Origin of the sequence: Streptomyces sp. JJ66 (genome assembly GCF_019303495.1) — a bacterium.
Lineage (GTDB): Bacteria > Actinomycetota > Actinomycetes > Streptomycetales > Streptomycetaceae > Streptomyces.
In genome coordinates this window covers 1-24,856 of record NZ_JAEVFI010000033.1, presented here as the reverse complement: position 1 = coordinate 24,856, position 24,856 = coordinate 1, and the positions used below count along the sequence as shown (strand labels likewise).

Annotated in this window: 23 protein-coding genes; 2 read left to right on the top strand and 21 right to left on the bottom strand. The window is 72.4% G+C overall.

Annotated elements, in window-relative coordinates:
• Nucleotides 1–33 precede the first annotated feature (33 nt).
• The gene (locus JJV70_RS20060) at nucleotides 34–240 is read left to right on the top strand and encodes a PspC domain-containing protein (RefSeq protein WP_219049423.1); all 207 of its coding nucleotides are present in this window, start codon (nucleotides 34–36) and stop codon (nucleotides 238–240) included.
• A 106-nt stretch (nucleotides 241–346) separates the two neighbouring features.
• On the opposite strand, the gene JJV70_RS20055 is transcribed toward JJV70_RS20060, so the two are convergent.
• The 4 genes from JJV70_RS20055 to JJV70_RS20040 all read right to left on the bottom strand — a co-directional run bounded on the left by JJV70_RS20055 (nucleotide 347) and on the right by JJV70_RS20040 (nucleotide 3,934).
• Complete coding sequence (locus tag JJV70_RS20055; RefSeq protein WP_219049422.1) at nucleotides 347–772, bottom strand: hypothetical protein; 426 nt, start codon at nucleotides 770–772, stop codon at nucleotides 347–349.
• 116 nt (nucleotides 773–888) lie between these two features.
• A complete protein-coding gene (locus JJV70_RS20050) occupies nucleotides 889–2,058 on the bottom strand; it encodes an adenosine deaminase (protein ID WP_219049421.1) in 1,170 nt (389 codons plus the stop codon).
• An 81-nt stretch (nucleotides 2,059–2,139) separates the two neighbouring features.
• Nucleotides 2,140–2,883: an alpha/beta hydrolase gene (locus JJV70_RS20045; RefSeq protein WP_219049420.1), complete on the bottom strand. Its 744-nt coding sequence runs from the start codon at nucleotides 2,881–2,883 to the stop codon at nucleotides 2,140–2,142.
• Between the two features lie 142 nt (nucleotides 2,884–3,025).
• The gene (locus tag JJV70_RS20040) at nucleotides 3,026–3,934 is read right to left on the bottom strand and encodes a LysR substrate-binding domain-containing protein (RefSeq protein WP_308294921.1); all 909 of its coding nucleotides are present in this window, start codon (nucleotides 3,932–3,934) and stop codon (nucleotides 3,026–3,028) included.
• A gap of 177 nt (nucleotides 3,935–4,111) precedes the next feature.
• Between JJV70_RS20040 and JJV70_RS20035 the strand changes: the two genes are divergently transcribed.
• Nucleotides 4,112–5,386, top strand: a complete 1,275-nt coding sequence (locus JJV70_RS20035; protein ID WP_219049419.1) for an MFS transporter — start codon at nucleotides 4,112–4,114, stop codon at nucleotides 5,384–5,386.
• Between the two features lie 167 nt (nucleotides 5,387–5,553).
• On the opposite strand, the gene JJV70_RS20030 is transcribed toward JJV70_RS20035, so the two are convergent.
• The 17 genes from JJV70_RS20030 to JJV70_RS19955 all read right to left on the bottom strand — a co-directional run bounded on the left by JJV70_RS20030 (nucleotide 5,554) and on the right by JJV70_RS19955 (nucleotide 24,576).
• Nucleotides 5,554–6,822 (bottom strand): thymidine phosphorylase, encoded by a 1,269-nt coding sequence (locus JJV70_RS20030; RefSeq protein ID WP_219049418.1) that lies wholly within the window; start codon nucleotides 6,820–6,822, stop codon nucleotides 5,554–5,556.
• A 143-nt stretch (nucleotides 6,823–6,965) separates the two neighbouring features.
• Complete coding sequence (locus tag JJV70_RS22975) at nucleotides 6,966–7,367, bottom strand: cytidine deaminase (RefSeq protein ID WP_308294916.1); 402 nt, start codon at nucleotides 7,365–7,367, stop codon at nucleotides 6,966–6,968.
• Nucleotides 7,364–8,626: an ABC transporter permease gene (locus tag JJV70_RS22970; RefSeq protein ID WP_257574261.1), complete on the bottom strand. Its 1,263-nt coding sequence runs from the start codon at nucleotides 8,624–8,626 to the stop codon at nucleotides 7,364–7,366. The genes JJV70_RS22975 and JJV70_RS22970 overlap by 4 nt, the downstream gene beginning before the upstream one ends.
• On the bottom strand, nucleotides 8,623–9,753 hold the full coding sequence (locus JJV70_RS20020) for an ABC transporter permease (protein WP_219049417.1): 1,131 nt from the start codon (nucleotides 9,751–9,753) through the stop codon (nucleotides 8,623–8,625). The genes JJV70_RS22970 and JJV70_RS20020 overlap by 4 nt, the downstream gene beginning before the upstream one ends.
• The gene (locus tag JJV70_RS20015; protein ID WP_219049437.1) at nucleotides 9,750–11,375 is read right to left on the bottom strand and encodes an ABC transporter ATP-binding protein; all 1,626 of its coding nucleotides are present in this window, start codon (nucleotides 11,373–11,375) and stop codon (nucleotides 9,750–9,752) included. Before JJV70_RS20015 ends, JJV70_RS20020 begins: the two co-directional genes overlap by 4 nt.
• 342 nt (nucleotides 11,376–11,717) lie before the next feature.
• Nucleotides 11,718–12,755 carry a BMP family protein gene (locus tag JJV70_RS20010; protein WP_219049416.1) on the bottom strand — a complete coding sequence of 346 codons (1,038 nt, stop codon included), beginning with the start codon at nucleotides 12,753–12,755 and terminating at the stop codon, nucleotides 11,718–11,720.
• Between the two features lie 240 nt (nucleotides 12,756–12,995).
• Nucleotides 12,996–13,220: a type II toxin-antitoxin system HicA family toxin gene (locus tag JJV70_RS20005; protein ID WP_219049415.1), complete on the bottom strand. Its 225-nt coding sequence runs from the start codon at nucleotides 13,218–13,220 to the stop codon at nucleotides 12,996–12,998.
• Nucleotides 13,217–13,435: a type II toxin-antitoxin system HicB family antitoxin gene (locus tag JJV70_RS20000; RefSeq protein WP_219049414.1), complete on the bottom strand. Its 219-nt coding sequence runs from the start codon at nucleotides 13,433–13,435 to the stop codon at nucleotides 13,217–13,219. Before JJV70_RS20000 ends, JJV70_RS20005 begins: the two co-directional genes overlap by 4 nt.
• A gap of 216 nt (nucleotides 13,436–13,651) precedes the next feature.
• Nucleotides 13,652–14,911 (bottom strand): amidohydrolase, encoded by a 1,260-nt coding sequence (locus JJV70_RS19995; RefSeq protein WP_374227318.1) that lies wholly within the window; start codon nucleotides 14,909–14,911, stop codon nucleotides 13,652–13,654.
• A 167-nt stretch (nucleotides 14,912–15,078) separates the two neighbouring features.
• On the bottom strand, nucleotides 15,079–16,209 hold the full coding sequence (locus JJV70_RS19990; protein ID WP_374227317.1) for a hypothetical protein: 1,131 nt from the start codon (nucleotides 16,207–16,209) through the stop codon (nucleotides 15,079–15,081).
• Nucleotides 16,210–16,215: 6 nt separating this feature from the next.
• On the bottom strand, nucleotides 16,216–17,250 hold the full coding sequence (locus JJV70_RS19985; RefSeq protein WP_219049413.1) for an N-acetylneuraminate synthase family protein: 1,035 nt from the start codon (nucleotides 17,248–17,250) through the stop codon (nucleotides 16,216–16,218).
• Nucleotides 17,251–17,316: 66 nt separating this feature from the next.
• Nucleotides 17,317–18,561: an acylneuraminate cytidylyltransferase gene (locus JJV70_RS19980; protein ID WP_219049412.1), complete on the bottom strand. Its 1,245-nt coding sequence runs from the start codon at nucleotides 18,559–18,561 to the stop codon at nucleotides 17,317–17,319.
• A 146-nt stretch (nucleotides 18,562–18,707) separates the two neighbouring features.
• Nucleotides 18,708–20,057, bottom strand: a complete 1,350-nt coding sequence (locus JJV70_RS19975; protein ID WP_308294915.1) for a DUF6716 putative glycosyltransferase — start codon at nucleotides 20,055–20,057, stop codon at nucleotides 18,708–18,710.
• A 507-nt stretch (nucleotides 20,058–20,564) separates the two neighbouring features.
• A complete protein-coding gene (locus tag JJV70_RS19970; protein ID WP_219049411.1) occupies nucleotides 20,565–21,908 on the bottom strand; it encodes a hypothetical protein in 1,344 nt (447 codons plus the stop codon).
• Nucleotides 21,908–22,555: an RNA polymerase sigma factor gene (locus JJV70_RS19965; RefSeq protein ID WP_219049410.1), complete on the bottom strand. Its 648-nt coding sequence runs from the start codon at nucleotides 22,553–22,555 to the stop codon at nucleotides 21,908–21,910. Before JJV70_RS19965 ends, JJV70_RS19970 begins: the two co-directional genes overlap by 1 nt.
• A 618-nt stretch (nucleotides 22,556–23,173) precedes the next feature.
• A complete protein-coding gene (locus JJV70_RS19960; RefSeq protein ID WP_219049409.1) occupies nucleotides 23,174–23,695 on the bottom strand; it encodes a GNAT family N-acetyltransferase in 522 nt (173 codons plus the stop codon).
• Entirely contained in the window at nucleotides 23,686–24,576 is an 891-nt protein-coding gene (locus JJV70_RS19955; protein ID WP_308294914.1) for a hypothetical protein, read from the bottom strand. Before JJV70_RS19955 ends, JJV70_RS19960 begins: the two co-directional genes overlap by 10 nt.
• Nucleotides 24,577–24,856: the final 280 nt, after the last annotated feature.

Here is a 24,856-nt window from a genome sequence, read left to right as displayed (position 1 = left end):
ACGCGCCGGAAACCACTGTGAAGGAGTCAGGTCATGGCCGTCACGTCAGGGATCTCCCGGCCGCGTCAGGGGCGGATGATCGCCGGAGTGTGCGCGGGCCTCGCGCGCCGCTTCGGGGTCTCCGCCACGACGATGCGGATCATCTTCGTGGTCTCGTGCCTGCTGCCCGGCCCCCAGTTCCTCCTCTACATCGCGCTGTGGATTCTGCTGCCGCAGGAGGACCGCCCCGGCACATGGTGAGGTGTGCGCCCCCAAACGCCCACGGGAGCCGTCCCGGGCGCGGGCGTGAGGAAGGGCGGGCCGGAGTGACCGGCCCGCCCTTCGGGTCTGCGGGGGTGAGGCGGCGCTACAGCCCGAGGTTGCCGGTGGGCAGCGAGCCGAGCGAGTTGGTGCCGCTGTTGAAGTCGCCAGTCGGCAGGGCGCTGCCGATAAGGGACTCGGTGGGCAGGCCGCCGCCGCTGGCGCCCTCCAGCACCGGGCCCAGGATCGGCAGGCCGCCGAGCAGCCGGTCGGCCTCGCGCTCGTGCGCGGCGCGCTCGGCGCCGCCCTGCATCGACCCGGCCATGTCCTCGGACAGGTGACCGGCCGCGTAGGCCATGTGCACGGGCAGGCTCATCAGCCGGTCCTGGAGGCTGAAGTCCTGCGTCTCACTGACGACCCCGGTGGCGGCCGCCTCCTGGGGGGCGGCGTTGGCGGTGCCCGCAGCGGTCGCGGCCATGGCGGCGCCCAGCACGGCGACGCCCAGAGTCTTGCTGGTGGTTCCCTGGCTCATAGTCAGCAGAACGTAGTGACCGCCCCGATGCGGCCGCAAACACCGGAACGCCGTGCGCGGCGGGTGCTGACGGCGCCTCCCCGCACCGGCAGCACCCTTGCGCACCGGGGGCAGGTTCAGCCTTCGGAGTCGGTAAGTGCGCTGGTCACGCCGCGTTCGGCGGCCGTCTGCCGGAACAGCCAGGCCGACTTCAGCTCCGCGTAACCGGGCTTGATCACGTCGTTGATCATGGCTAGACGTTCATCGAAAGGAATGAACGCTGATTTCATGGCATTGACGGTGAACCACTGCATGTCGTCCAGCGTGTAACCGAACGTGCGCACCAGGTGGGCGAACTCGTTCGTCATGCTGGTGCCGCTCATCAGCCGGTTGTCGGTGTTGACCGTGACCCGGTAGTGCAGCTTGCGCAGCAGCCCGATCGGGTGCTCGGCGTAGGAGGTGGCGGCGCCGGTCTGGAGGTTCGACGTCGGGCACATCTCCAGCGGAACGCGCTTGTCGCGGACGTAGGCGGCCAGTCGGCCCAGCTCCACGGTGCCGTCGTCGGCGACCTTCACGTCGTCGGTGATGCGCACGCCGTGTCCGAGGCGGTCCGCGCCGCACCACTGGAGCGCCTGCCAGATCGACGGCAGGCCGAAAGACTCACCGGCGTGGATGGTGAAGTGGTAATTCTCCCGCTTCAGGTACTCGAACGCGTCCAGGTGCCGGGTGGGGGGGTAGCCGGCCTCGGCGCCCGCGATGTCGAACCCGGCCACGCCCTCGTCGCGGAAGCGGTTGGCCAGCTCGGCGATCTCCAGCGAGCGGGCGGCGTGCCGCATGGCGGTCAGCAAGGCGGTGACCCGGATGCGGTACCCGGCCGCGCGGGCCCGGCGCTCGCCCTCGCGGAAGCCGTCGTTCACCGCCCGGACCACCTCTTCCAGGCTCAGCCCGCTGTCCAGGTGCTGCTCGGGGGCGTAGCGCACCTCGGCGTAGATGACGCCGTCGGCGGCCAGGTCCTCGGCGCACTCGGCGGCGACGCGGATCAGCGCCTCGCGGGTCTGCATCACGGCCACGGTGTGCGTGAACGTCTCCAGGTACCGCTCCAGCGTCCCGGAGTCGGCCGCGTCGCGGAACCAGCGGCCCAGCGCCTCGGGGTCGGTCTCCGGCAGCCGGTCGTACCCGGCGTCCCGGGCCAGCTCGACGACGGTGGCCGGGCGCAGGCCCCCGTCGAGGTGGTCGTGCAGCAGCACCTTCGGCGCCCGCCGGATCTGCTCCTCGGTGGGCTGGGTGGTCAGAGTCTCGCTTGCCATCTTGGCACTCTAGTCCTACGCGCGTAGATAATCCACAGGTCTTCGCCACCCCACCCCGTGGACGCCCCCGGCGGGCCGGGGTCAGCGCGACGTGCCGAAACCGGCGGCCAGGGGCATGCGCAGGCCCAGGGGCGGGGGTGCGGCGAAGGCGTCGGCCAGGGCGCGGGAGAAGTCCCGGGCGCACAGCGCGCCGAGGGCGAAGTCAGCGGTAAGGGCGGCGACCTCGGTGCGGTAGCGGCGCAGGGTGTGGCGCTCGGTGTGGACCTCGAAGCGGCACACCGTGGGCGACACCTCCCGCGCCCGCTCGGCGAGCCGGTACGACGCTCCCGGGGCGCACACCTCGTCGTCGGTGCCGTGGACGAACAGCACCTGGCGGTCGGCGAGGTGGTCCACGGATTCGCTGTCACCGTCAGGGGCCCAGGTGGCCAGCGCGGCGACGGCGGCCACCAGGCGGTGCCCGGCGGTGCGCAGGGCGGCGCGGGCGCCGGTTCCGCTGCCCGCGAGACAGACCGGGACGTCGCCGTAACGGCGGTCTATCTCCGCCAGCGCCCAGGCCGCGTCGGCGGCGAGGTGCGCGGCGTCGCCGTTCCAGCCTCGGTAGCGGGGACGCAGCACGTGCGCGGTGAGCGCGGCGTCCACTCGCGCGGCGGCGCCCACCGCGTGCCGGGCGAGGGCCTGCGCGGCGGAAGCGGCCAGCGGTGAGGGGCGCCGCGTCGAGGCGGGGACGCCACCGGGGAGGACCAGGAGGACGGCCTCCACCCGGTTGGTCAGGCCCAGCGGGCGGCCGAGGCGAGCGGTGCGGGCGGGGAGCGCTTGCTGCGTCACGGCGCCACGATGGCAGACGGCTCCCGCCCAGACCAGAAGGCGACGCGGACTCAGGCCAGCGGCCGGTGCGCGCTCAGGTTAGGAGCCGACGCGGACTCAGGCCAGCAACCGGTGCGCGCTCAGGCCGAAAGCCTGCGGGGGCTCAGGCCAGGAGCTGGCCGCGCCGGGACAGCAGGAACTTCTTGAACGCGGCCACCGGCTGGGTATCCGGCTGCCCGTCCAGCCAGGCGACACCGATCTCGCGCACCGCCCGCGGCGCGGTGACGGTGAGCTCGACGACGCCGGGGCGGGAGACGGTCGGCGGCGGCAGCAGGGCGACGCCGAGCCCGGCCGCGACCAGGCCGCGCAGCGTCTCCGCCTCCTCACCCTCGAACGCGATGCGCGGCGCGAACCCGGCGTCGGCGCACAGGGTGTCGAAGATCCGGCGCATACCGTAACCGGGTTCGAGGGTGATGAACTGCTCGTCGGCGGCCTCGGCGAGCCGGACCCGTTTGCGGCGGGCGAGCCGGTGATCGTCGGGGACCACCAGGCGCAGCCGCTGCTCGTCCAGGCGGCGGGCGGCCAGGTCGGGCGCGTCGGGGACGGGCGAGGTGAGGCACAGGTCGAGCGTCCCGGCGCGCAGCCGGTCGAGCATGGCCTCGCCGTAGTTCTGGACCAGCGAGAACCGCACCCGGGGGTGGTCGGCGCGGAAGGAGCGGATGAGCGCGGGCACCGTTTCGGAGCCCAGGGTGTGCAGGAATCCGAAGGCGACCTTGCCGGTGGCCGGGTCGGCGTCCGCGCGCACGGCTTCGGCGGCCTGCTCGACGGAGCCGAGCGCCTTCTCGACGGACGCGAGGAAGGTGCGGCCCGCTGGGGTGAGCGCGACGGAGCGGCCGCGACGAGCGAACAGGGCGATGCCCAGATCGTCCTCCAGCCGCACCATGGCCCGGCTGAGGGTGGACTGCGGCACGGCCAACTCCCGTGCCGCACGCGTCACATGCTCGTGCCGGGCGACGGCGGTGAACTGCGCCAGACGCGGGGTCAGCAACGCCGCCCACGACTCGGCGTCGATGTCCGCCCTGCCCGGGACGGCCGGAGACGTGCGCGATGTGATCGCTGTTACCTGTCTGTCTTTTTCGTTGCCTGGTGGTGACACGGACGCCCCTCAGCTCGGCTGATGCGCTGACGCATCAATGTTCCCAGTTTTACGCATTGGACGCATGAACACGCGCGCCCGTACGTTCGGGGCATGCCTTCGCTCGATACCGGGGCACCCGCCAGCTCGGGTGCCTCTCAGCCGTCGTTCCCCACCACCCCCTCCACTCCCTCCCCTTCCGGCGCCGCCGTCCGCCGCCGCGTGAACGTGGCCCTGTTCGCGCTCGGGCTCGCGACGTTCGCGCTGCTGTTCTCCACCCAGGCCCTGCTGCCCGCGCTGTCCGCCGACTTCGCGGTGACTCCGGACTCGGCGAGCTGGACGATCTCCGCCGCCACGATCGGCCTGGCGGTGTGCGTGCTGCCGCTCAGCATGCTCTCGGAACGGTTCGGGCGCCGCCAGGTGATGACGGTCTCCGTCGCGGTCGCGGTGGGTGTCGGCCTGCTCCAGCCCCTCGCCCCGGACCTCGGCTGGCTGGTGGCGCTGCGCGCGGTGCAGGGCGCGGCGATCGCGGGCATCCCGGCGTCGGCGACGGCGTACCTGTCCGAGGAGCTGCCGCGCGGCGCGCTGGTCGGCGCGATCGGCCTGTTCGTCGCGGGTAACAGCGTCGGCGGCATGAGCGGGCGCATCCTCACCGGCTGGGTCGCGGAGGGCTACGGCTGGCGCGGCGCGCTGCTCGCGGTCGGCGCGCTGGCACTGCTGTGCGCGGCGGCGTTCCGGCTGCTGCTGCCGAAGGCACACGGCTTCACCCCGGCACCGCTGGACCCGCGCACGCTGGTCCGGACCGTCCGCGCTCACCTCGCCGACCCGCTGCTGTGCCGCCTGTACGCGATTGGCCTGCTGTTCATGGCCGTCTTCGGCGCCGTCTACACGGTGATCGGCTTCCGCCTGGTGGCCGAGCCGTTCGGGCTGTCCCAGGGCCTGGTGGGCTCGGTGTTCGTCATCTACCTGGTGGGCACCTTCTCCTCCGCCGCCGCCGGACGCCTGGTGGGACGCCTCGGGCGGCGCGGCGCGCTGTACCTGGCGATCGGTGCGACGGCGGCCGGGCTGCTGCTGACCCTGGCCGCCGACCTGGTCACGGTGCTCGCCGGGCTGGTGCTGGTCACCGCGGGCTTCTTCGCCGGGCACGCCACCGCTTCCGCCGCGGTGAGCCGTACCGTCACCCACGGGCGCGCGCAGGCGTCCGCGCTGTACCAGATGGCCTACTACGCGGGCAGCTCGCTGGGCGGCACGCTCGGCGCGCTGGCCTACCACGCGGGCGGCTGGCCCGCGACGGTGACGCTGGCCCTGGCCGCGCTGTGCGGCGCGGGCGGCATCACCCTGTACGCCACCCGTCGCGCGCTCACCGAACGCCGGCTGGCAGCGGCGTAACCGGCGGCGTCCGACCGGCCCCCGGCGACAGCGGACAGCGACGCTGACGGTGGCGACGCGGACCCCCATCAGGGGGTCGGCGGGAAGCACCTGCCCGCGACGGGCGCGTTCCTCCACCAGGAACGCGTCCGTCGCGGGCTCAGCACACACGGTCCGCGCCGCCCGCGTCAGGCGATGCGGTCCAGGACGATCGGGGCCGGGGTGTGGCTGGCGCCGACCTCGACGGCGTCGGCCAGGGCGGTGAGGGCGTAGTCGAACGCCTCCGGGGTGTCGGTGTGGAGGGTCAGCAGCGGCGCGCCCTCGCGCACCTCGTCGCCCGGCTTGGCGTGGAGTTCGACACCGGCGCCCGCCTGCACCGCGTCCTCCTTGCGCGCGCGTCCGGCACCCAGGCGCCAGGCGGCGACGCCGACGGCGTAGGCGTCGAGCCGGGTGAGGACGCCGCTGGCGGGCGCGGGGATGACGTGCTGCTCACGGGCGACGGGCAGCGCGGCGTCCGGGTCGCCGCCCTGGGCGCTGATCATGCGGCGCCAGTGGTCCATGGCGGAGCCGTCGGCGAGCGCCTGGGCCGGGTCGGCGTCGGGCAGCCCGGCGGCGTCCAGCATCTCGCGGGCGAGCGCGAGGGTGAGTTCGACGACGTCGGCCGGACCGCCCCCGGCCAGCACCTCCACCGACTCGCGGACCTCCAGCGCGTTGCCCGCGGTCAGCCCGAGCGGGGTGGACATGTCGGTGAGCAGGGCGACGGTCCGCACGCCGTGGTCGGTGCCCAGGCCCACCATGGTGCGGGCCAGTTCGGCGGCGTCCTCGGTGTTCTTCATGAACGCGCCAGATCCGGCCTTCACGTCCAGCACCAGCGAGCCGGTGCCCTCGGCGATCTTCTTGGACATGATGGAGCTGGCGATCAGCGGAATCGCCTCCACGGTGCCGGTGACGTCGCGCAGCGCGTACAGCTTCTTGTCGGCGGGCGCCAGGCCGTCACCGGCCGCGCAGATGACGGCGCCGACGTCGCGCAGCACGTCCAGCATCTCGGTGTTGGACAGCAGCGCCCGCCAGCCGGGAATCGACTCCAGCTTGTCCAGCGTGCCGCCGGTGTGGCCCAGGCCGCGTCCGGACAGCTGCGGGACGGCGGCCCCGCAGGCGGCGACCAGCGGGGCGAGCGGCAGGGTGATCTTGTCGCCGACGCCGCCGGTGGAGTGCTTGTCGGCGGTGGGGCGCGGCAGGGACGAGAAGTCCATGCGCTCGCCGCTGGCGATCATCGCCGCCGTCCAGCGGGCGATCTCCGCCCGGTCCATGCCGTTGAGCAGGATGGCCATGGCCAGCGCCGACATCTGCTCGTCGGCGACCGTGCCACGGGTGTAGGCGTCGATGACCCAGTCGATCTGCTCGGGGCTCAGTGGGCCCCCGTCACGCTTGGTACGGATGACGGAGATGACGTCCATGCGGGGTTCCTCACGATTCACGGTGAACGGTGACGGGCGGCGAAGGTGACGGGTGCGCTCGCGGCGCGGAGAGCGGCCGGGCCGGGGTGCGGGCGGTTGCCGCCCCTGCCAGGAGACGGCAACCGGCGTGACGGCCGCTGGGTCTAACGGTCGAGGTCCGCGGGGCCGAAGGCGTCCGGCAGCAGCTCGGACAGCGGACGGACCCCCAAGGCGGTGTCCACCGCCAGCGTCGGCCCGCCGTGCTCCCACAGCAACTGGCGGCAGCGCCCGCAGGGCATCAGCGGCGCGCCGTCGCGGTCGCAGCAGGTGAAGTGGGTCAGGCGGCCGCCGCCGGTGGCGACGAGCGCGGAGACGAGCCCGCACTCGGCGCACAGGGCGAGGCCGTAGGAGGCGTTCTCCACGTTGCAGCCGGTGACCGTGCGGCCGTCCTCGACCCGGGCGGCGGCGCCGACGGGGAAGCCGGAGTAGGGGGCGTAGGCCCGGGCCATCGCGGCCCGGGCCTGTTCCCGCAGCGTGTTCCAGTCCACCGCCGCAGTGTCGCTCACTTGCCCTCGCCCTTGCGGTAGGACCGGCCGATGGACTTGGGCGGCCGCAGGCGCTGGGCGGACAGCGCCAGCACCAGCAGCGTCGCCACGTAGGGGGCGGCGGACACGAACTGGCTGGGCACCTCGTCCACGGCCAGGTAGTAGGCGAACAGGCCGAGCCCGGTGACGCCGGCGACCAGCGCGGTGAGGTACTTGCGGCGATACAGCTCCCAGGCCACGGCCAGCGCGAGCAGGATGGCCAGGAACAGCAGCAGGGCGTGCACGTTGGCGCCGCCGCCGCGCAGGTTGAGGCTGTCGGCGTAGCCGAACAGGCCCGCGCCCATCGCCAGCCCGCCGGGCATCCAGTTACCGAAGATCATCGCGGCGAGGCCGATGTAACCCCGGCCACCGGTCTGGCCCTCCTGGTAGATGTTCGACACCTCGGCGAGGAAGAACCCGCCGAACCCGGCGAAGCCACCGGAGATGATCACGGCCAGGTACTTGTACTTGTAGACGTTGACGCCCAGCGACTCAGCCGCGGTCGGGTTCTCCCCGCAGGAGCGCAGCCGCAGGCCGAAGCTGGTCCGCCACAGCACCCACCAGCTCAGCGGGATCAGGGCGAGGGCGATCACCACCAGCAGCGACAGGTTGGTCACCGCGCCGCCGACGAATCCGGCCAGGTCGGAGACGAAGAACCAGTGCTTGTCGTTGAGGGTCTTCATCCACTCCGACAGCCCCGGCACCGTGATCGACTGGATGTCCTCGATCGGCGGGGACTGCTTGACGGTGCCGCCCTCCATCTCGGCGAAGGTGAAGCTGGAGAGGTAGCGCGTCGCGCCGACGGCGAGGATGTTGACGGCCACACCGGAGACGATGTGGTTGACGCCGAAGGAGACGGTGGCGATGGCGTGGATCAGCCCGCCGATCATGCCGCCCACGATGCCGAAGATCACGCCCGTCCACGGCCCCCACTGCACGCCCGCCCAGGCCCCGAACCAGGTGCCGAGGATGAGCATGCCCTCCAGACCGATGTTGATCACTCCGGCCCGCTCGGCCCACAGGCCGCCGAGCCCGGCCATGCCGATCGGTACCGCCAGCCGCAGCGCGGCCGAGACCTGCCCGGTGGAGGTGATGCCGTGGGCGTCGGTGATCAGGCGCACCAGCGAGAACAGGGCGAGACCAGCGGCGATGACCAGCATCCACTGGGCGAGCGAGAGCTTGCGCTTCCCGGCGGGCTTGCGCGGCGCGGGCGCCGACTTGGTGATGACGGCGGTGCTCATGCCGAGGCCCCCTTGCTGAGGTTCTGGTGTGCGGCGCCGGAACCGCCGGCGGCCTGGGCGGCCAGCTCCTCGCCGACCCGCTGCTGCTGGCGGCGCAGCCCGTACCGGCGCACCGCCTCGTAACTGACGACGACGGCGATGACGATCAGCCCCTGCATGATCGTCGCGATCTCCTTCTCGTACCCGTTGAAGTCGAGCGTGGCCGACGCCTTGTCGAGGAAGGCGATCAGCAGCGCGCCCAGGGCGATGCCGAGGGGGTGGTTGCGGCCCAGCAGGGCGATGGTGATGCCGGTGAAGCCGACGCCCGCCGGGAAGACGAGGCTGTAGGTGTGCGAGTCACCGAGCAGGACCGGCATCCCGGCCAGCCCGGCGACGCCTCCGGAGATCACCATGGAGGTGAAGACCATGCGCTTGGCATCGACGCCGCTGGCCGCCGCGGCGCTCGGGCTGGCGCCGGTGGCGCGCAGGTCGAAGCCGAAACGGGTGCGGTTCAGGACCACCCAGTAGAGGATGCCGAGCAGCGCGGCGACGACGATGAAGCCGTAGACGGTGCCCCCAGCCCCGGCGTCGATGCCCGGGAACCAGCCGGACTCGGCGATCTCGCCGGTGGTGAGGTTGTTGCCGTGCTGCTCGCCGAACTGTCCGGGCAGCACCAGGTAGGCGATGATGCTCGTCGCGATCGCGTTGAGCATGATCGTCGAGACGACCTCGCTCACCCCGCGCGTGGTCTTCAGCAGGCCAGCGATGCCCGCCCAGAAGGCGCCCACCAGCATGGCGACGACCATGATGAACAGCACGTGCAGCACCGGGGGCAGGGTGAACGTGACCCCGGCGACGGCCGCGATCATGGCGGCCAGCCGGTACTGGCCGTCCACACCGATGTTGAACAGGTTCATCCGGAAGCCCACGGCCACCGCGAGCGCCGCGATGTAGTACGTCGTCGCCTGGTTGAGGATGAGCACCTGGATGTCGGCGTTGGCCGCGTACTCGATCATCAGCACGTACGGCTCGACCGGGTTGCGCCCGGACAGCAGCAGCACGGCCGAGGTGAGCAGGATCGCGACGCCGAGCGCGAGGACGGGGCCGCCCAGCGCGAGGATCAGCCGCTCCTTGTCGAACTTCTTCATCGGTCCTCTCCCCCGTCGTGGGAACCGGCGGCGGGCCGCTCATCCGGCGTGTCCGGGGAGGCGGCGCGGTGCGGGCCGTCCTCGTGTTCCAGGTGTCCGGACGCGGCGCCGGTCATGGCGGTGCCCAGCTCCTCCGGGGTGATCGTGGCGGGGTCGGCGTCGGCGACGAGGCGGCCCCGGTACATCACGCGCAGCGTGTCCGACAGGCCGATCAGCTCGTCCAGGTCGGCGGAGATCAGCAGCACGGCCAGGCCCTCGCGGCGGGCCTCGCGTATCTGGTCCCAGATCTGCGCCTGCGCGCCGACGTCCACGCCCCGGGTGGGGTGGGCGGCGATCAGGAACCGGGGGGCGTGGCTCATCTCCCGGCCGACGATCAGCTTCTGCTGGTTGCCGCCGGAGAGCGAACCGGCGGTGACCTCGATACCGGGCGTGCGCACGTCGTACTCGGCCACGATGCGCTCGGTGTCACTCCGGGCGGCTTTGGGGTTGAGCCAGAACCCGTTGCTGTTGGGCTTTTCGGTGACGTGGCCGAGGACGCGGTTCTCCCACAGCGGGGCGTCCAGCAGCAGGCCGTGACGGTGCCGGTCCTCGGGGATGTAGCCGACGCCGCCCTCGCGCCGCCTGCGGGTGACCCAGCGGGTGATGTTCTCCCCGCCCAGGGTCACGGTGCCCGCGTCCGCGTGCCGGGTGCCGATGAGCGCGTCGATCAGCTCGGTCTGGCCGTTGCCCTCCACCCCGGCCAGGCCCAGCACCTCGCCCTCGTGGATGGTGAAGCTGACGCCGTCCAGCACGGTGCGGTCTCCGTGCTCGGCGTCGTGCGTGCGCAGCGTGAGCCCTTCCACCGTCAGCATCGCGGTGGTGGTGACGGTGGACTCGCGGGTCTCCGGCGAGGGCAGCTCGCTGCCGACCATCAGCTCGGCCAGCTGCTTGGTGGTGACGTCACCGGGGTCCACGGAGGCCACGGTGGTGCCGCGCCGGATGACGGTGATGTCGTCGGCCACCGACAGCACCTCGCCGAGCTTGTGCGAGATGAAGATGACGGTCAGCCCCTCGGCCTTCAGCTCGCGCAGGTTAGCGAAGAGCGCGTCCACCTCCTGCGGCACGAGCACGGCCGTCGGCTCGTCCAGGATCAGGGTGCGGGCGCCCCGGTAGAGCACCTTGAGGATCTCCACCCGCTGCCGGTCGGCCACGCCGAGGTCTTCCACCAGGACATCGGGGCGTACCCCGAGCCCGTAGGCGTCGGAGATCTCCTTGATCCGGCGGCGGGCCCTGGCTCCGATGCCGTAGAGGTCTTCGCTGCCCAGCACGGTGTTCTCCAGCACCGTGAGGTTGTCGGCGAGCATGAAGTGCTGGTGCACCATGCCGATACCGCGCGCGATCGCGTCGGCCGGGCTGCTCAGGGTGACCTGCTCGCCATCGACGGTGATGGTGCCCTCGTCCGGCTTCTGCATGCCGTAGAGGATCTTCATCAGGGTCGATTTGCCCGCGCCGTTCTCGCCCACGATCGCGTGCACCGTGCCCTTGCGGACGGACAGGTGGATGTCGTGGTTGGCGACGACGCCGGGAAAGCGTTTGGTGATGCCGGCCAGCTCGACGGCGGGCGGACTGCTGGAGGCGTTGATGGCGCACTCTCCTCGGGGCTAAGGAGCGGGCTCGTAAGGATGGGTGGAGGGGCCGGTGCGGCCGGACAGCCGGTGCGGCGGGAGGGGCTGACCGGCGGAAGGGGATGACGCTACCGCGACGTAGCGGCACCATGAATGGCTACGCGCGTAGAGCCGTCAGGCGAGACGACGCCCACGCCCCGGCCGGGACCGGCGGGCGGCACCTGCCGGGGCGGCCCTAGCGTGGGGCTTGCCGTGCTGGTCCGGCCCGACCGGTGGGCGGGAGGGGTGCCGTCCACCGGAACCGGACCGGACCGGACCGGACCGGACTGCGAAGTCACCACGGCTGCGGGCAGCCGGGCGTCACGGGGTCGTCTTGACCTCGATCTTGCCGGAGATGATGTCCTCCCTGGCCTGCGCGACGGCCTCGGTGACCTCGGTCATCTCCTGGTAGGCGGGGTTGGAGTCGGACAGTGCGACGCCGTCGTCCTCCAGGTTGTTGCGGATGACGCCGCTCTGCGGTTCACCGTCCTCGACGGACTTGATCAGGTCGTAGACCGCGTCCGGCACGTCCTTGGTCATCGAGGTGAGGATCTGCTCCTTGTACTGCGCCAGCGTCTTCTGCTGGTACTGGTCGGAGTCGACGCCGATGACCCACTCGCCGCGATCGGCGACGGCCTCGATCACACCCTGACCGGCCAGCCCGGCGGCGTGGTAGATCACGTCGGCCTTCTGGTCCAGCTGGCCCCGCGCGGCCTCCTTGCCCAGGTCCGGCTTGGAGAAGCCGTTCATGTCCGGCGGCTGGGTGAGGTACTGGCGCTTGATCTCGATGTCCGGGTTGGTGTCCTTCGCGCCCTGCGCGAAACCGGCCTCGAACTTCTTGATCAGCGGCACCTCGACACCGCCGACGAAGCCGATGACGTTCGTCTCGGTGGCCTTGGCCGCGGCGACACCGGCCAGGTAGGAGCCCTGCTCCTCGCTGAAGACCATGTTGACGATGTTGTCGCCCTTGACCGTCTCGTCGTCGATGAGCCCGAAAGTGACGTCCGGGTTCTTCTTCGCGGCCTCCTCGACCGCGTGCGCGTAGGCGAAGCCGACGCCGATGACGGGGTTGTGGCCCTGGCGGGCCAGCTCGTTCAGGCGGCTGATCTTGTCCGCGTCCGACTCGCCGTCGGAGGGCTCGACGTCCTGGCCCTTCCAGCCGAACTCCTCCTCGGCCTTCTTCAGGCCCGCGTAGGCGGCGTCGTTGAAGGACTGGTCGCCCCGCCCGCCGACGTCGTACGCGATAGCCGCGCCCTTGTCGCCGGAGGAGCTGGTGGAAGTGCCGCCACACGCGGCGGTGGTGAGCGCGAGAGCCGCGGTGGCCGTGACCGCGGCGGCAAGCTTGGTGACCTGACGCAAGAGGAGGTCTCCTTTGACTCTCAGGGAGCGCCTCTTCCGGCGCTGGCTCTCCGGCTCAGAGTAACGCGCGTAGATTTCACGTAAAGCCCTGTGAGACGTCCGTTATCTATTCGGTGCGGACGCCCTCGCCGGGCGCCGATCGACGAGGTGCTTTCGGGCACCCGGGCAGCTGGGGAGGCACTGGAGCAGGCCGCGCGGGACACCGCCCGGAGGCGCAAGGCCGCCCGGCGGCGCTCAGTGCTACGTCAGGTGCTCGGCGAGTTCCTGGGCGGTCCAGTCGGCCTGACGGAGGATGGAGCGCAGGGTGCCGGGCGCAAGTCTGCGGTGCAGGGGAACGATGACGGTCCGGCTCCCGCTGCGGTACTTGGCGTGGCTGCCGCGAGTGGAGATATGCGTGAACCCGCCACGCTCCAGCGCCTTCGCGACAGCGGCACCGGACAGATCTGTGGGAACGGCCGGGCTCACGCGACGCGCCGTACCTCGACCGGGGCGGTCATGACGTCGGTGACGTCAGGAGCGGGAGCATCCTCGAAGTAGAGCTCCAGCGCCTCCCGCAGGTTCGCGAGAGACTCCTCGATGGTCTCTCCCTGCGAGGTCACCTCCACCTGGAGGCAGCGCGCTACGTACCACTCTCCCTCGTGGGTAATCGCGGCGGTCAGGTGCAGTGCGTCAGCCGTCATGCCGTCAGTCTGGCACGTGCCGCGTCTTCGAGTAGTGCCCTTTCCCTGACGGCCCCCGCTTGCCCCACGGCCCCCGCGCGGGCGGCGCGGCCCGCACGAACCGCCGCACCTCCCCGACGGCCCGAGTGGCCGGACCGCGCCCGCGAGGGCGGCGCATCCGGCCGGAGCGGTTTCGCTCCGGCCGGCAGGCGGGCGCCGCCCCGCTGGCGCGCGATCTCAGCGTGTCGCGCCCCGGCGGGAGGCTTCCAGGAGCGCGGCGGCGGTGAAGAGTTCGACGCCTACGGTGATGGCCTGCTCGTCGGCGTCGAAGTCGCCCTGGTGGAGGTCGCGCGGGACGGGATCGCCGGGGGTGCGCACGCCGAGGCGGGCCATCGCGCCGGGGACGTGTTCGAGGTACCAGGAGAAGTCCTCCCCGCCGAGGGACTGCTCGGTGGTCTCCACCGTGTGGGCGCCGTGCCGGGCGGACATCGCGGTGCGCAGGAGTTCCGTGGTCGTCGTCTCGTTGACGACCGGCGGCACGCCGCGGATGTAGTTGATCTCCGACTTGGCCTGGTGCAGCGTCGCCACCTCGTCCACGACGGCGTGGACGACGTCGGGGGCGGCACGCCAGGCGGGCAGGTCCAGGCAGCGCACCGTGCCGGAGAGCTCGGCGCGCTGCGGGATGACGTTGGGCGCGTGGCCGGAGACGATGCGGCCCCAGGTGACGGCGAGCCCGGCGCGGGTGTCCACCCGGCGGGCGAGGAGGGCCGGGACGTCGGTGACGACGCGGGAGGCGGCGGTGACCAGGTCGGTCGTCAGGTGCGGGCGGGCGGTGTGGCCGCCGGGCCCGGCGAGCGTGACCTCTAGCCGGTCGCAGGCGGAGGTGATGGGCCCGGGGCGCAGGCCGATGCGTCCGGCGTCCACGCGCGGGTCACAGTGGACGGCGATGACCCGGCCGACGCCTTCCAGCGCGCCGCTGTCGATGGCGTCGGTGGCGCCACCGGGCAGCATCTCCTCAGCGGGCTGGAAGATCAGCCGGACGGAGTGCGGCAGGCGGCCGGTGCGGGCGAGGTCGGCGAGGACGAGCCCGGCGCCGAGCACGACGGTGGTGTGCACGTCGTGGCCGCAGGCGTGGGCGCGGTCGGGCACGGTGGAGCGGTAGGGCACCGTCTTGGTGTCCGGGATGGGCAGCGCGTCGATGTCGGCGCGGAAGGCGAGCATGGGGCGGTCGCGGTCGCGTTCGTCGGCATCGCGGGGGTGGACGTCGCAGATCAGCCCGGTGCCGCTGTCGAGGACGCGGGGACGCAGCCCGGCTTCTTCCAGGCGCGCCTTGATCGCGGCGGTGGTACGGAACTCCTGGTGACCCAGCTCGGGGTGCATGTGCACGTCGCGGCGGAACGCGACGAGTTCGCGCCGTAGTGCGTCGGGCAGGGTTCCGTCCAGGGGCGGCGGCGTGGCAGTCCCCCTGGTGGACTTGGGTGACAGCAGTTGGTTCACCCAACCGAGCGTATGCCCACGGAGCACCTAACTGGCTAGTGATCACGGAAAGTTAAGCCACACAGGGGAAGAATGTGCGGCTCAGCCCGTGCATACGTCCATACTGTGATGGGTATGCCCACTGGTTCGCGTCATTCCGTTTCCGGGACCTGTGAGGCGTGTGACCGTTATGCTGGTTTCCCCTGGGGCAGGCGGTGTGCGCCGCGCGCGGTGCTGGTGACGCCGGAGAGGAAGCCCTGCGCCCGGGGTGAGGCGTGGTCGGTGAGCCAGGCCGGGTCCACGTCGCACACGGCGACCCGCGCGCCCGTCCCGGCGAGCGCCAGCGGCAGGGTGTGCACGACGGTGGAGGGGAACGACAGGATCGTGCGCGCGGTGGGGCCGCGCCGGGCGACCACTTCCAGTGGCAGGTCCGGGCGGACGATCTCCAGACCCGTCTCCACCGCGATCCGGTGTAGCTTCTCGGTGCGTTCGCGCCGGTGCGCGAAGTAGCGCACCGCGCCGTGCGCGCGGGTCAGCTCACCCACGGCCGCCACGTAGCGGTCGAGGTCCACCACGCCGGTCTCGGCGAGCGAGGTGCCCACGAGGTCCGTGCCCGCTCTCAGCCTCGGCGGGCCGAACCGGTCCCGCGTCCAGGCGAAGGTGTTCGCGGTGACGGTGACGTGCTCGGGTGGTTTCACCGGCATGGAGCTGAACAGCTCCACGTGCCGCGCGGCGGCCGGGGTGAGGCGTCGCCTGGCCCGGGTGGAGACGGGGACGAACAGCAGCGCCCGCACCCCGCCCGCGCCGTTGCGGTGCCAGCGGGTGAAGCGTTTCGCCCCGCCCGTGAGCTGCGCGGTGAACTCCATCGTCGCGGTGCCGTCGTCTACGACGGTCACATCGGCGGCGTCCCCGGCGAGGGCCAGCAGCAGTTGCACGTAGCGGGAGAACGGGTCGCCGATGACCAGGCGGCTGGCGGCACGCAGCGGCCGGGCCAGCGCGGTGACGGTCTTCAGCGGCGCGCTCACCCCGCCCCGCGCCTGGGACCACACCACCGTGTGCCCCTCGCCCCGGGCGAGCTGGGCCATGCGCCGCAGCTGACCGCGTGTCATCGGGTCGTGCGGCGGCAGGACGACGACGGTGAGCCCGCCGGGCGCGGCGTCCACGGCGTGCAGGTGCGCCCACTCCAGCACGTTGAGCAGCTGGACCGGGCTCTCCACGAAGGCGAGGGCACCCCCGGCCCCAGCCCCGGCGGTCCGGCGTGCGGCGGGACGCACGGACGCGGGGGCGGGAGCGGGGGCGTCGGCTCGGCGGCCGGTCATCGTGGATCAGACCGCCGCGTGCTCGGGCACGTCGGCGGCACCGGCCTGCGACCCCGCCGCCTCAGCCTCCCGTGCCTCAGCCTCCTGCGCCTCAGCCTCCTGCGCCTCAGCCTCCTGTGCCTCAGCCTCCTGTGCCTCAGCGACGAGCCCCTTGACCCGACGCAGCTTCTTCATCGGCGCCAGCTCGCTGTCGTAGACCTTCTTCACACCGTCCCCCAGGGAGGACTCGATGGTGCGGATGTCGCGCACCAGGCGGGCCAGGCCGCCCGGCTCGACGGAGGCCGCCTGGTCCGAGCCCCACATGGCGCGGTCCAGGGTGATGTGGCGCTCGACGAAGGCGGCGCCCAGCGCGACGGCGGCCAGAGTGGTCTGCAGGCCGGTCTCGTGGCCGGAGTAGCCGATCGGCACGTTGGGGTACTCGGCCTGCAGGGTGTGGATCATCCGCAGGTTGAGCTCCTCGGCCTTGGCCGGGTAGGTGGACGTGGCGTGGCAGAGCAGGATGTTCTCGCTGCCCAGCACCTCCACCGCGTGCCGGATCTGCTTCGGCGTGGACATGCCGGTGGAGAGGATGACGGTGCGGCCGGTGGCGCGCAGCGCGCGCAGCAGCTCGTCGTCGGTCAGCGAGGCGGAGGCCACCTTGTGGGCCGGGACGTCGAACTTCTCCAGGAAGGCGACGGCCTCGGTGTCCCACGGGGAGGCGAACCAGGCGATCCCCTTCTCCCGGCAGTACGCGTCGATCTGGCGGTACTCGTCCTCGCCGAACTCCACGCGGTGGCGGTAGTCGATGTAGGTCATGCGGCCCCAGGGGGTGTCGCGCTCGATGTCCCACTGGTCGCGCGGGGTGCAGATCTCCGGGGTGCGCTTTTGGAACTTGACGGCGTCACAACCAGCGTCGGCGGCGGCATCGATCAGCGCGAAGGCGTTCTCCAGCTCACCGTTGTGGTTGATGCCGATCTCACCGGTGACGTAGACCGGCTGGCCGGGGCCCGCGGTCTTGGCGCCGAGGGTGCGGAGGCGGGGATGGGCGGCAGAGGGGGTCATGGGAGGTTTCCTTCTCGTTGATCGGGTGCGGGGCGTCGTGGAATCGGGCCTGCGGGGCGCGCGGCCTCAGCCGGCTGTGGACCCGGCGGTGGACCCGGCGGTGGACAGGGAGGGGCCGAGAAGCCATCCGGCGATCTCCCGGACCGCTCCGGCGCCCCCGGGAGTGGTGGTGACGGCCCGCGCGGCGCCGCGTACGACGCCGTGCGCGTCGCCCACGGCGACCGGCCAGCCGACGAGGCCGAAGCAGGGCAGGTCGTTCACGTCGTTGCCGACGTAGAGGACGCGCTCGGGCGCCACGCCCTCCGTCTCGCACCACTGCTTGAGTGCGAGGTCCTTGCGGTCGATGCCGTGCAGCACCGGCAGCCGCAGCTTCCGGGCCCGGGCGGCGACGACCGTATTGATCTCCGTGGACAGGATCAGCACCGGCAGCCCCGCGCGGCGCAGCGCGGCGATGCCGAGCCCGTCGCCGCGGTGCACGGCGACGCTCTCGCGCCCGTCGGAGTCGACGTACACCCGGTCGTCGGTCTGGGTGCCGTCGAAGTCCAGTACCACCGCGTCCACGTCCTCACGGGTGGGCAGGGCGCCCGTCGCGGTGTCGAGCAGCGGGGCCAGCGCGCGGGCACGGGCGAGGTCGTGCGGATCATCGACCTCCAGCACCCGGGCCGGGTCGGTGCGCACCAGGTCGGTGCGGCCGAAGAAGCGGTGCCCGGCGGCGCGGAAGCCGTCGGCGCGCATGGCGTAGGCGGCTCCGGTCTCCAGGAAGTCCTGCGGCCGGTCCTGGCGGCGCGGCCGGTACGCCTGGTCGTGGTTGACGCCGGTGCCGCCGGTGCGGGCGGGGGCGCCGGGGCGGTCGGGAGCGCCGGAGGCGTCCTCCCGCCAGACGAAGCCGTGGAAGGGCGCGACGGTCAGCGCGCTGTCGGCGCCCTCGTGCAGCACGGCGGCGGTGACCCCGGCGACATCCGCGTGGGTGACGAACGGGCTAGTGCACTGCACGAGCAGCACCATGTCCACGGTGCCGCCCTGCTGCGCCTCGAAGACGTCCATCGCGTGCAGCACGGCCGCCTCGCTGGTCGCGGTGTCGCCCGCGATCTGGGCGGGACGCTCGATCGCCAGCGCCCCGGCCTCGCGGGCGGCGGCGGCGATCGCGGCGTCATCGGTGGAGACGGCGACGTGCGTGACGTGTTCGGCGGCCAGGCAGGCGCGCACCGCGCGGGCCACCAGCGGCACGCCGCCGACCGGCGCGAGGTTCTTGGCGGGCACGCCCTTGGAGCCGCCCCGGGCGGGGATCACGGCGAGGACGGTGGGTGGCACGGTGGCTCCTTGGCTCTGGCGTGACGCGGGCGCGGCGGCTCGCGCGGCGGGCGCCGTCCCGCTGGGCGCGGGCGCGGATGCGGCGGGGCGCGCGGCGGGCGCGGACTCGGCGGGCGGGGACGCGGTAGGCGCGGGCTGGGGGCGCGTCACAGCTGCCCCATGCGCCGGATCACGGGGGCCACGCGCTGCACGCCTTGCCGGTACGCCCCCCGCGCCGCGCGGCGTACGACGCGGCGGGCCGCGCCGCCCACGCCGCCACCGGGGGCGTCGGTGGCTGACGGATCGGGAGAGCCGTCGGGCGCCAGGCCGTGCCGGGCGAGGATGCCGGGCAGGTAGCCCCCCGCGGTGCTGGCCGTGTAGTACGGCGTGACGGGCCCGAGATCGGCGTACAGCAGTTCCGCGAGCCGCTTGCGGGCGGTGTCGAAGGCGGCCTCGTACGGCCCGTCGGCGGCCACGCCCTGCCGGGCCGTCCACACCGGGTCGGGCTCGGGTACCTCGCCGGCGTCCAGCCGGTCCCAGGAGGTGAGGCAGCCGGAGCCGAGGAAGTGGTGGTTGCCCAGTGCCTCACGGATGCCCAGGTCGGTCAGGACGGCGGTGGGGATGCGACGGTGCAGCGATTCCAGCGCCGCCGTCGAGCTGACGGTGACCAGCAGATCGGTGCGGTCCAGCACCTCGCCCATGTGGCCGTAGACCAGGCGGCAGTTGTCCGGCAGGCCGCCGGGCAGCCGCTGCGCGAGCCGCTGGTAGGGCAGCTCCTCGACGTGCGTGGTGTGCTCACCGGGCTTGCTGCGCAGTTTGATCAGCACCTCGCGCTCCGGGTGCCGCGCCGCGTGCCCGGCCGCCCGGTTCAGCAGGTACAGCCGGTCCTTGCGCAGCTCCGGCACGGAGGGCTGCACCGCGAAGGTGACGGTGTAGGGACGCGCGTCGGAGGGGGTATACGGCGCGCCGCCCAGGAACGGCAGGGCGCATTCGACGACGCTGTCCGCCCCGGCGCCGACGCCCGCGTACACCGCCTGGAAGCGGTCGGCGTCGTAGGCGGAGTTCGCCAGCACCATGTCCGCTCCGTGCCGCAGCAGCAGCCCGTCGGCGAGCTTCTCGTAGACGACGCCGACGTAGCCGGTGACGACCACCGGACGCCGCGCGCTGCCCTGCCAGCGGTGCGCCAGGCCGTGCAACATCGCCTGCACCGTGCCGCCGACGCAGGAGAGCAGCACGATGTCGTAGGCGTCGCGGGCGTCCGACGCACCGGCCGCCGCGAGGAAGCCGGACGCCGTCACCTCACGGGCCTGCGCGCCGCGCACGCCGGTGTCGTGCAGCTGGCGCTCGGTGGGCGTGGCCCGCCCGCGCAGCAGCATGCCGTCGATGACGGCGGCCCCTGAGGGGTCGAGCAGGCGCTGCGCGGTGAGCGCGCCCCACTTCCACCGGGTGTCGGAGTCGGCGAGGACCGCGACGCGCAGCGGGCGTTCGGCGGCCTCGCGGTTGGTGAGCGATGGCACGTCGCTGACGCTAGGAAGCGATTCCGCTGCCCGGCCCAACGCGAGGGCAACAGGCGGTTAACAGCGCCCCGCATCTTGGCCAACGCGGCCGCGTGGGCGGCGAGTTCACCAGAAAGGGGGGTGGAGTTCACCAGGTGTTGGTGCGGGGCGGGAGGGGCGGCAGGCGGGGAAGGAGGCTGGCGGACGAAGACCCGCCGGGGTGTGGGGCGTGACGGCGGGGCGGGCTGGCGCGGTGGGGGCGCCCGGCGCTCCACCGCACGACGTGGAGCGGCATGCCGGGGCTCGCGCGGGTGGGCGCGCGGAGGGAGCCGGGACGGAAAGGCGACCGGCGGAACGGGGCAGCGGAGCCGCTTGTCCTCGGGAAAAGGAGAGGGCGCGGGCGGGATCGGGGGAACTTATCCCGCCCGCGCCAATGCGCGGACCCGTCGGTACGGGGGGAACCTCGGGTAGCGCGCTCGCCGATGACCAGTCGGCTCACTCTCTACAGCGTCACGCTGTCGAAAAACGTTACTCCTGGCGCTGCGGAGTGTTCGACCGCAGGTCAGACGGGGTGGAAGGGGGTGTGGCGGCGGGGGCGGACGGGACGCCAGGGGTCCGCGTGGGCGTCGGGGCATCCGGAAGGCCGGCCCTGGGCACGCTGGGCAGACCGCCACCGTTCTCACCACCGTCGCCGCCTTCGGTGCCGTCACCGCCTTCCAGACCGTCACCGCTCCCCCGACCGTCACCGCCGCCGCTGCGCGGGGTGTCGCCTTGGCCGGGGGGCAGGGTGGGGGCGCTATGGGTGGCGCAGTAGGCGGTGAGGCTGACCGGGGGCGCGCCAGCGAGACGTTGCAGGCGTGCGCGGTCGCCGCGGCCGAGGGTCTGACGGTCCAGGGCGCGGCACAGCTGCTCCACGGTCTGCCGCTCATCCCGGCGTGGCGGGGTGACGCCGGGCAGCGCGGACGGCCGCTCGCCCGCACTGGGCCGACCGGAGTCATCGCGACCACCGGCGGTGAGGCCCCGGGCGCCGGGGTTCCAGCGTCCGTCGCCCAGGCTCCCGCGACCGTCGCCCAGTCCGGCCCCGTCCGACCCGCCGCCGTCCCCGCGGGCTCCCGCGCCGCCCCCGCGCGCTCCAGTGCGGTCGCCCGTGGCGGAGCCACCGAGGGCGGCGACATCGGGGGCACGGTGGGGGCTGTCGCGGTCGCCGCCCTCCGAGCCGCCCCCCTCACGGCCACTCACCTCGCGGCCACTCGCCTCACGGCCGCTCGCCTCGCGGTCTCCCGCCTCGTGGTCGCCCGCCTCGCGGTCTCCCGGCTCGTGGTCGCCCGCCTCGCGGTCACCCGTCTCACGTTCGCCGGGCGACGGCGTTCCCGGCAGGGTGGCCCGGGGCAGCGGGCGTTCGCGACCGGGTATGTCGAAGGGGGTGGGCAGGGCCCCGGTGGTGGCGGCCACCGCGACCCCGCCCAGCGTGAAACCGGCCAGCACGACGGCGAGGCCCGCGCGCAGGGAGCGTCCGCCGTGGAGCAACGCGCGTCGACCGACGCCGAGTCCCGACGCGCCACGTCCCTCGGCGCGGGCTCCGGTGCGAGCGGCGCGGAAGGCGGCCAGGGCGTCGGCCTCCCCGGGCAGCTCGCCGTCCCCCACGCAGTCGGGGACCAGCTCGTCCAGGACCGCGGCGAGGCGGGCGGCGCGGTCCTCGGGCCGCGCGCCGGACTCCTCCTCCGGCTCCGTGCGTCCGGCCTGCCGTCCGGCCTGGGGAACCCGCTCCGCGTCGTCCTCGGTGGCCCCCCGTCTGGGTGTGCCGGGGCACCGCCCGCGCAGCAGTCGCTCCGCAGCCTCCTCGTCCAGCCATGCGTACCGGTCGTCGGCCATCACGTTTCCCTCAGCGTTCGGGCCGCCCTTCCCGTCACACGTAGGGATTGGTTCACCTGCTGATCAGGGGTGGTTATTTCCACCCCCTCAGTCATCTGCGTACCGTCGAGCAGCTCCGCCAGCTTACGCAGTCCACGGTGTGCGGCGGTGCGTACGGCGCCCGCCCGCTTGCCCAGCACCTCGGCCGCGGACGAGGCGTCCAGGCCGACGACGACCCGCAGGACGACGGCCTCCGCCTGTTCCCGTGGCAGCTGCGAGATGAGCGCCAGCGTGCGTCCGGTGCCGAGGGCCTCCAGCGCCTCGTCCGCGGTGTCCGCCCCGTCCGGCATGCCGGTCAGCTCACTCTCGTCACCGCCCACGGCCGGGCGGCGGCCGCGAGCGCGCAGGTGGTCGAGCGCACGGTTGCGGGCGATGCGCGCCGTCCAGCCCCGGAACCGGTCCGCGTCGCCGTGGAAGCGGTCGAGATCGCGGGCTATCTGGAACCACGCCTCCGAGGCGACGTCCTCCGCGTCCGCGTCCGGTACGAGCGTCCGGACGTAGCCGAGCAGCCGTGGCTGCACGGCGCGGTACACGGCCCGGAAGGCGTCTTCGTCGCCTTCCCGCGCCGCGGTCACCGCGGCGGTGAGCTCCGCGTCGTCCCCCTGCACGCTGCCCTGCCCTACTTCGCGTCGTGTCCGACAGTGACGGTCCGGGTGGCGACCCTGGCCGGACGCCACCCTCACTTCAAGGAATGTTCAAGCTTCGACCAATTGTCGACGCGAAAAGCACGCTAAGCCCTCGGAGGTACCGGCGTCCATGGCAGACCGGTGAGTAGCTGAACTTGCATCTGTACTTGCATCTGTACTTGCACGCGCTCTGAGGCCGTGCCGTAACACATCCGGCGCCCCCGGCGCAGAGAGGGGTACGGGCATGCCTGCGCAGTCCGTGAACGACGGTGGCCGGGGTCTCTCCTGTGGGGGGTGGCGGCCCCGGCCGTCGTCGTGGCAGACATCACCCTGACCAGGCAAAACGCAGAGCGCGGGGCACCTATATGACCAGCGGCGTGACCAGCGCGCCCGTCGGTTCATCCGATCCTCCCCAGGCCAATGCGCTGAGCCGTCCCGGAGGCGAGCTTCCGCGCCCCCTCGACTCGACGCTTCCCGTACTGGGCCATCGTGTAGCCCGGGGAGTGATGGCGAACGTTGGCCGAGACCTCGGCTGGGTCTCCTGAGACAGAGACGGGCGCCCCGCCCCCGAGGGGCGAGGCGCAGCCCAGCCATGAGGCTTCAGGCTGGAACTGCGAGCCGCTTGACCATGATCGCGAAGACAGGTGAGTCGTCGAACGGCCTTTGCTCACCGAGCTTCTCGTATCCCCACGATTCGTAGAGCGCCTGCACCTTGGCGTGGGTCACGTCGACCAGGAGCGTTGCCACGTCCTCGCCCCTGCTGTCGACCAGAGCAGCATGGAGACGCGTGGACACGCCGGTCTTCCGCCACTTCTCCATCACCATGAGCTCAGACAGGGCGAAGACCGTCGCATCCGGCGCCACGGAGGCGGGTCGGTCCGATCCCTTCCACCAGCCACCCGGCTTGAAGGCGGCGCCGTAAGCGAAGCCCGTGGGCGCCCCCTTCTCGAATCCGATGACGCAGGCCCACGATTCATTGCTGCTCCAGTGATCGACGAACCAGGCGAAGCGTTCCCGCTCGTGGAAGGGGTCTTCCTCACCGTCGTAGACAGCGTCGTGCATATCGAGGAGCATCTCCCGGATGTCGGCAGCGTCCCCCTGGGAGTACGACTTCAGATCCATGCCTGCGCCCTCTCTGCCCAGTCGAGCACGCTGGGCTCCTTTGTTCCTGACGACACCACGAGCTTCCGGACGCTAGCCAGGGTGTCAGTGGTCCGCTTCGAGCCGCGTACGCACCCCAGGAGCTCCGCCGCCTGATCGGCTGTGTGGCAGGCGGACTCGAAGTCGCCCTGTCGGGCCTGGGACAGAGACAGGTGCGCGATGTAGTACGTCCGGTTTCGAACTCGTTCGGGCTGGATCGCGCCCAGGGCACGGTGCAGGTGATACTCGGCGCGATCCGGCTCCCCCAGGCGAAGCCAAACGATCGAGGTCAGCCCGTCCAGCTCGGCGCCGTCGAAGAACTCGATCCAGCGTGGTCGCTGGACTGAGGCGTGCCGGTCAAACGATCCCTCGGCAGCCCTCAGTGCCCTCAGTGCCGCCGAGCGGTCCTGTCGGCCTGCGTGGGCACGGGCGTTGCGCAAGTGAGCCAGCGAGGCATAGAGCAGATCCTTTTTCGCGATGGACTGGCTCTTGGCTGCGTCGGCTGCTGCGGACACTTCCGCATGGTCGTTGCGTTGACCGGCGACGATCGAGAGGTGGTTCCACACGTGGTACTGGGTCTCGCTGTTTCCAGAAAGGCCCGCATACGTCACTGCCGCGTCCAGGTGACCCCGGGCGCGAGTCCGGGCCTGGGCGTCGATGGCGGCGAAAGCCGCAGAACATGTCACGTCCGACGCGAGGCAGTACAGCTTAGTTCGGACCCACATGGAAGCGGCTACCCCCCGGGACAGCGCCGACTTGATACGCATCGCAAGCTCTACCGCGTCGTTCTCGACCCTCTGAGCGCCACCGAGCGCTTGGTCCTGAGCAACGATCCTGGCGTGTTCGGCCTCGAAGCGGTCCACATCGCCCCGGCCTAGTCGGCGGGAGGTGTCGGCCGTGGCGGCAACGGCTGTTCCGGCCGCGAGACCGAAGAGGGAGCGGCGGTGCACGGGGCCCTCCGGAGGTGTTTGTCGTGCGGTTTTGGACCGGGGGACGAATCCCAAGTCGATCGCTGAACGGCCAAGGACCTTCTCGATACTCAGTCGCTGCTTGGCGTGCGGCCACCGGGTTTCACCTGCTAAAGGTTGTCTCGTAACTGTTGTGGCTGGTGCGCGTTGGGCTGACTGTGCAGGTGCTGAGTGC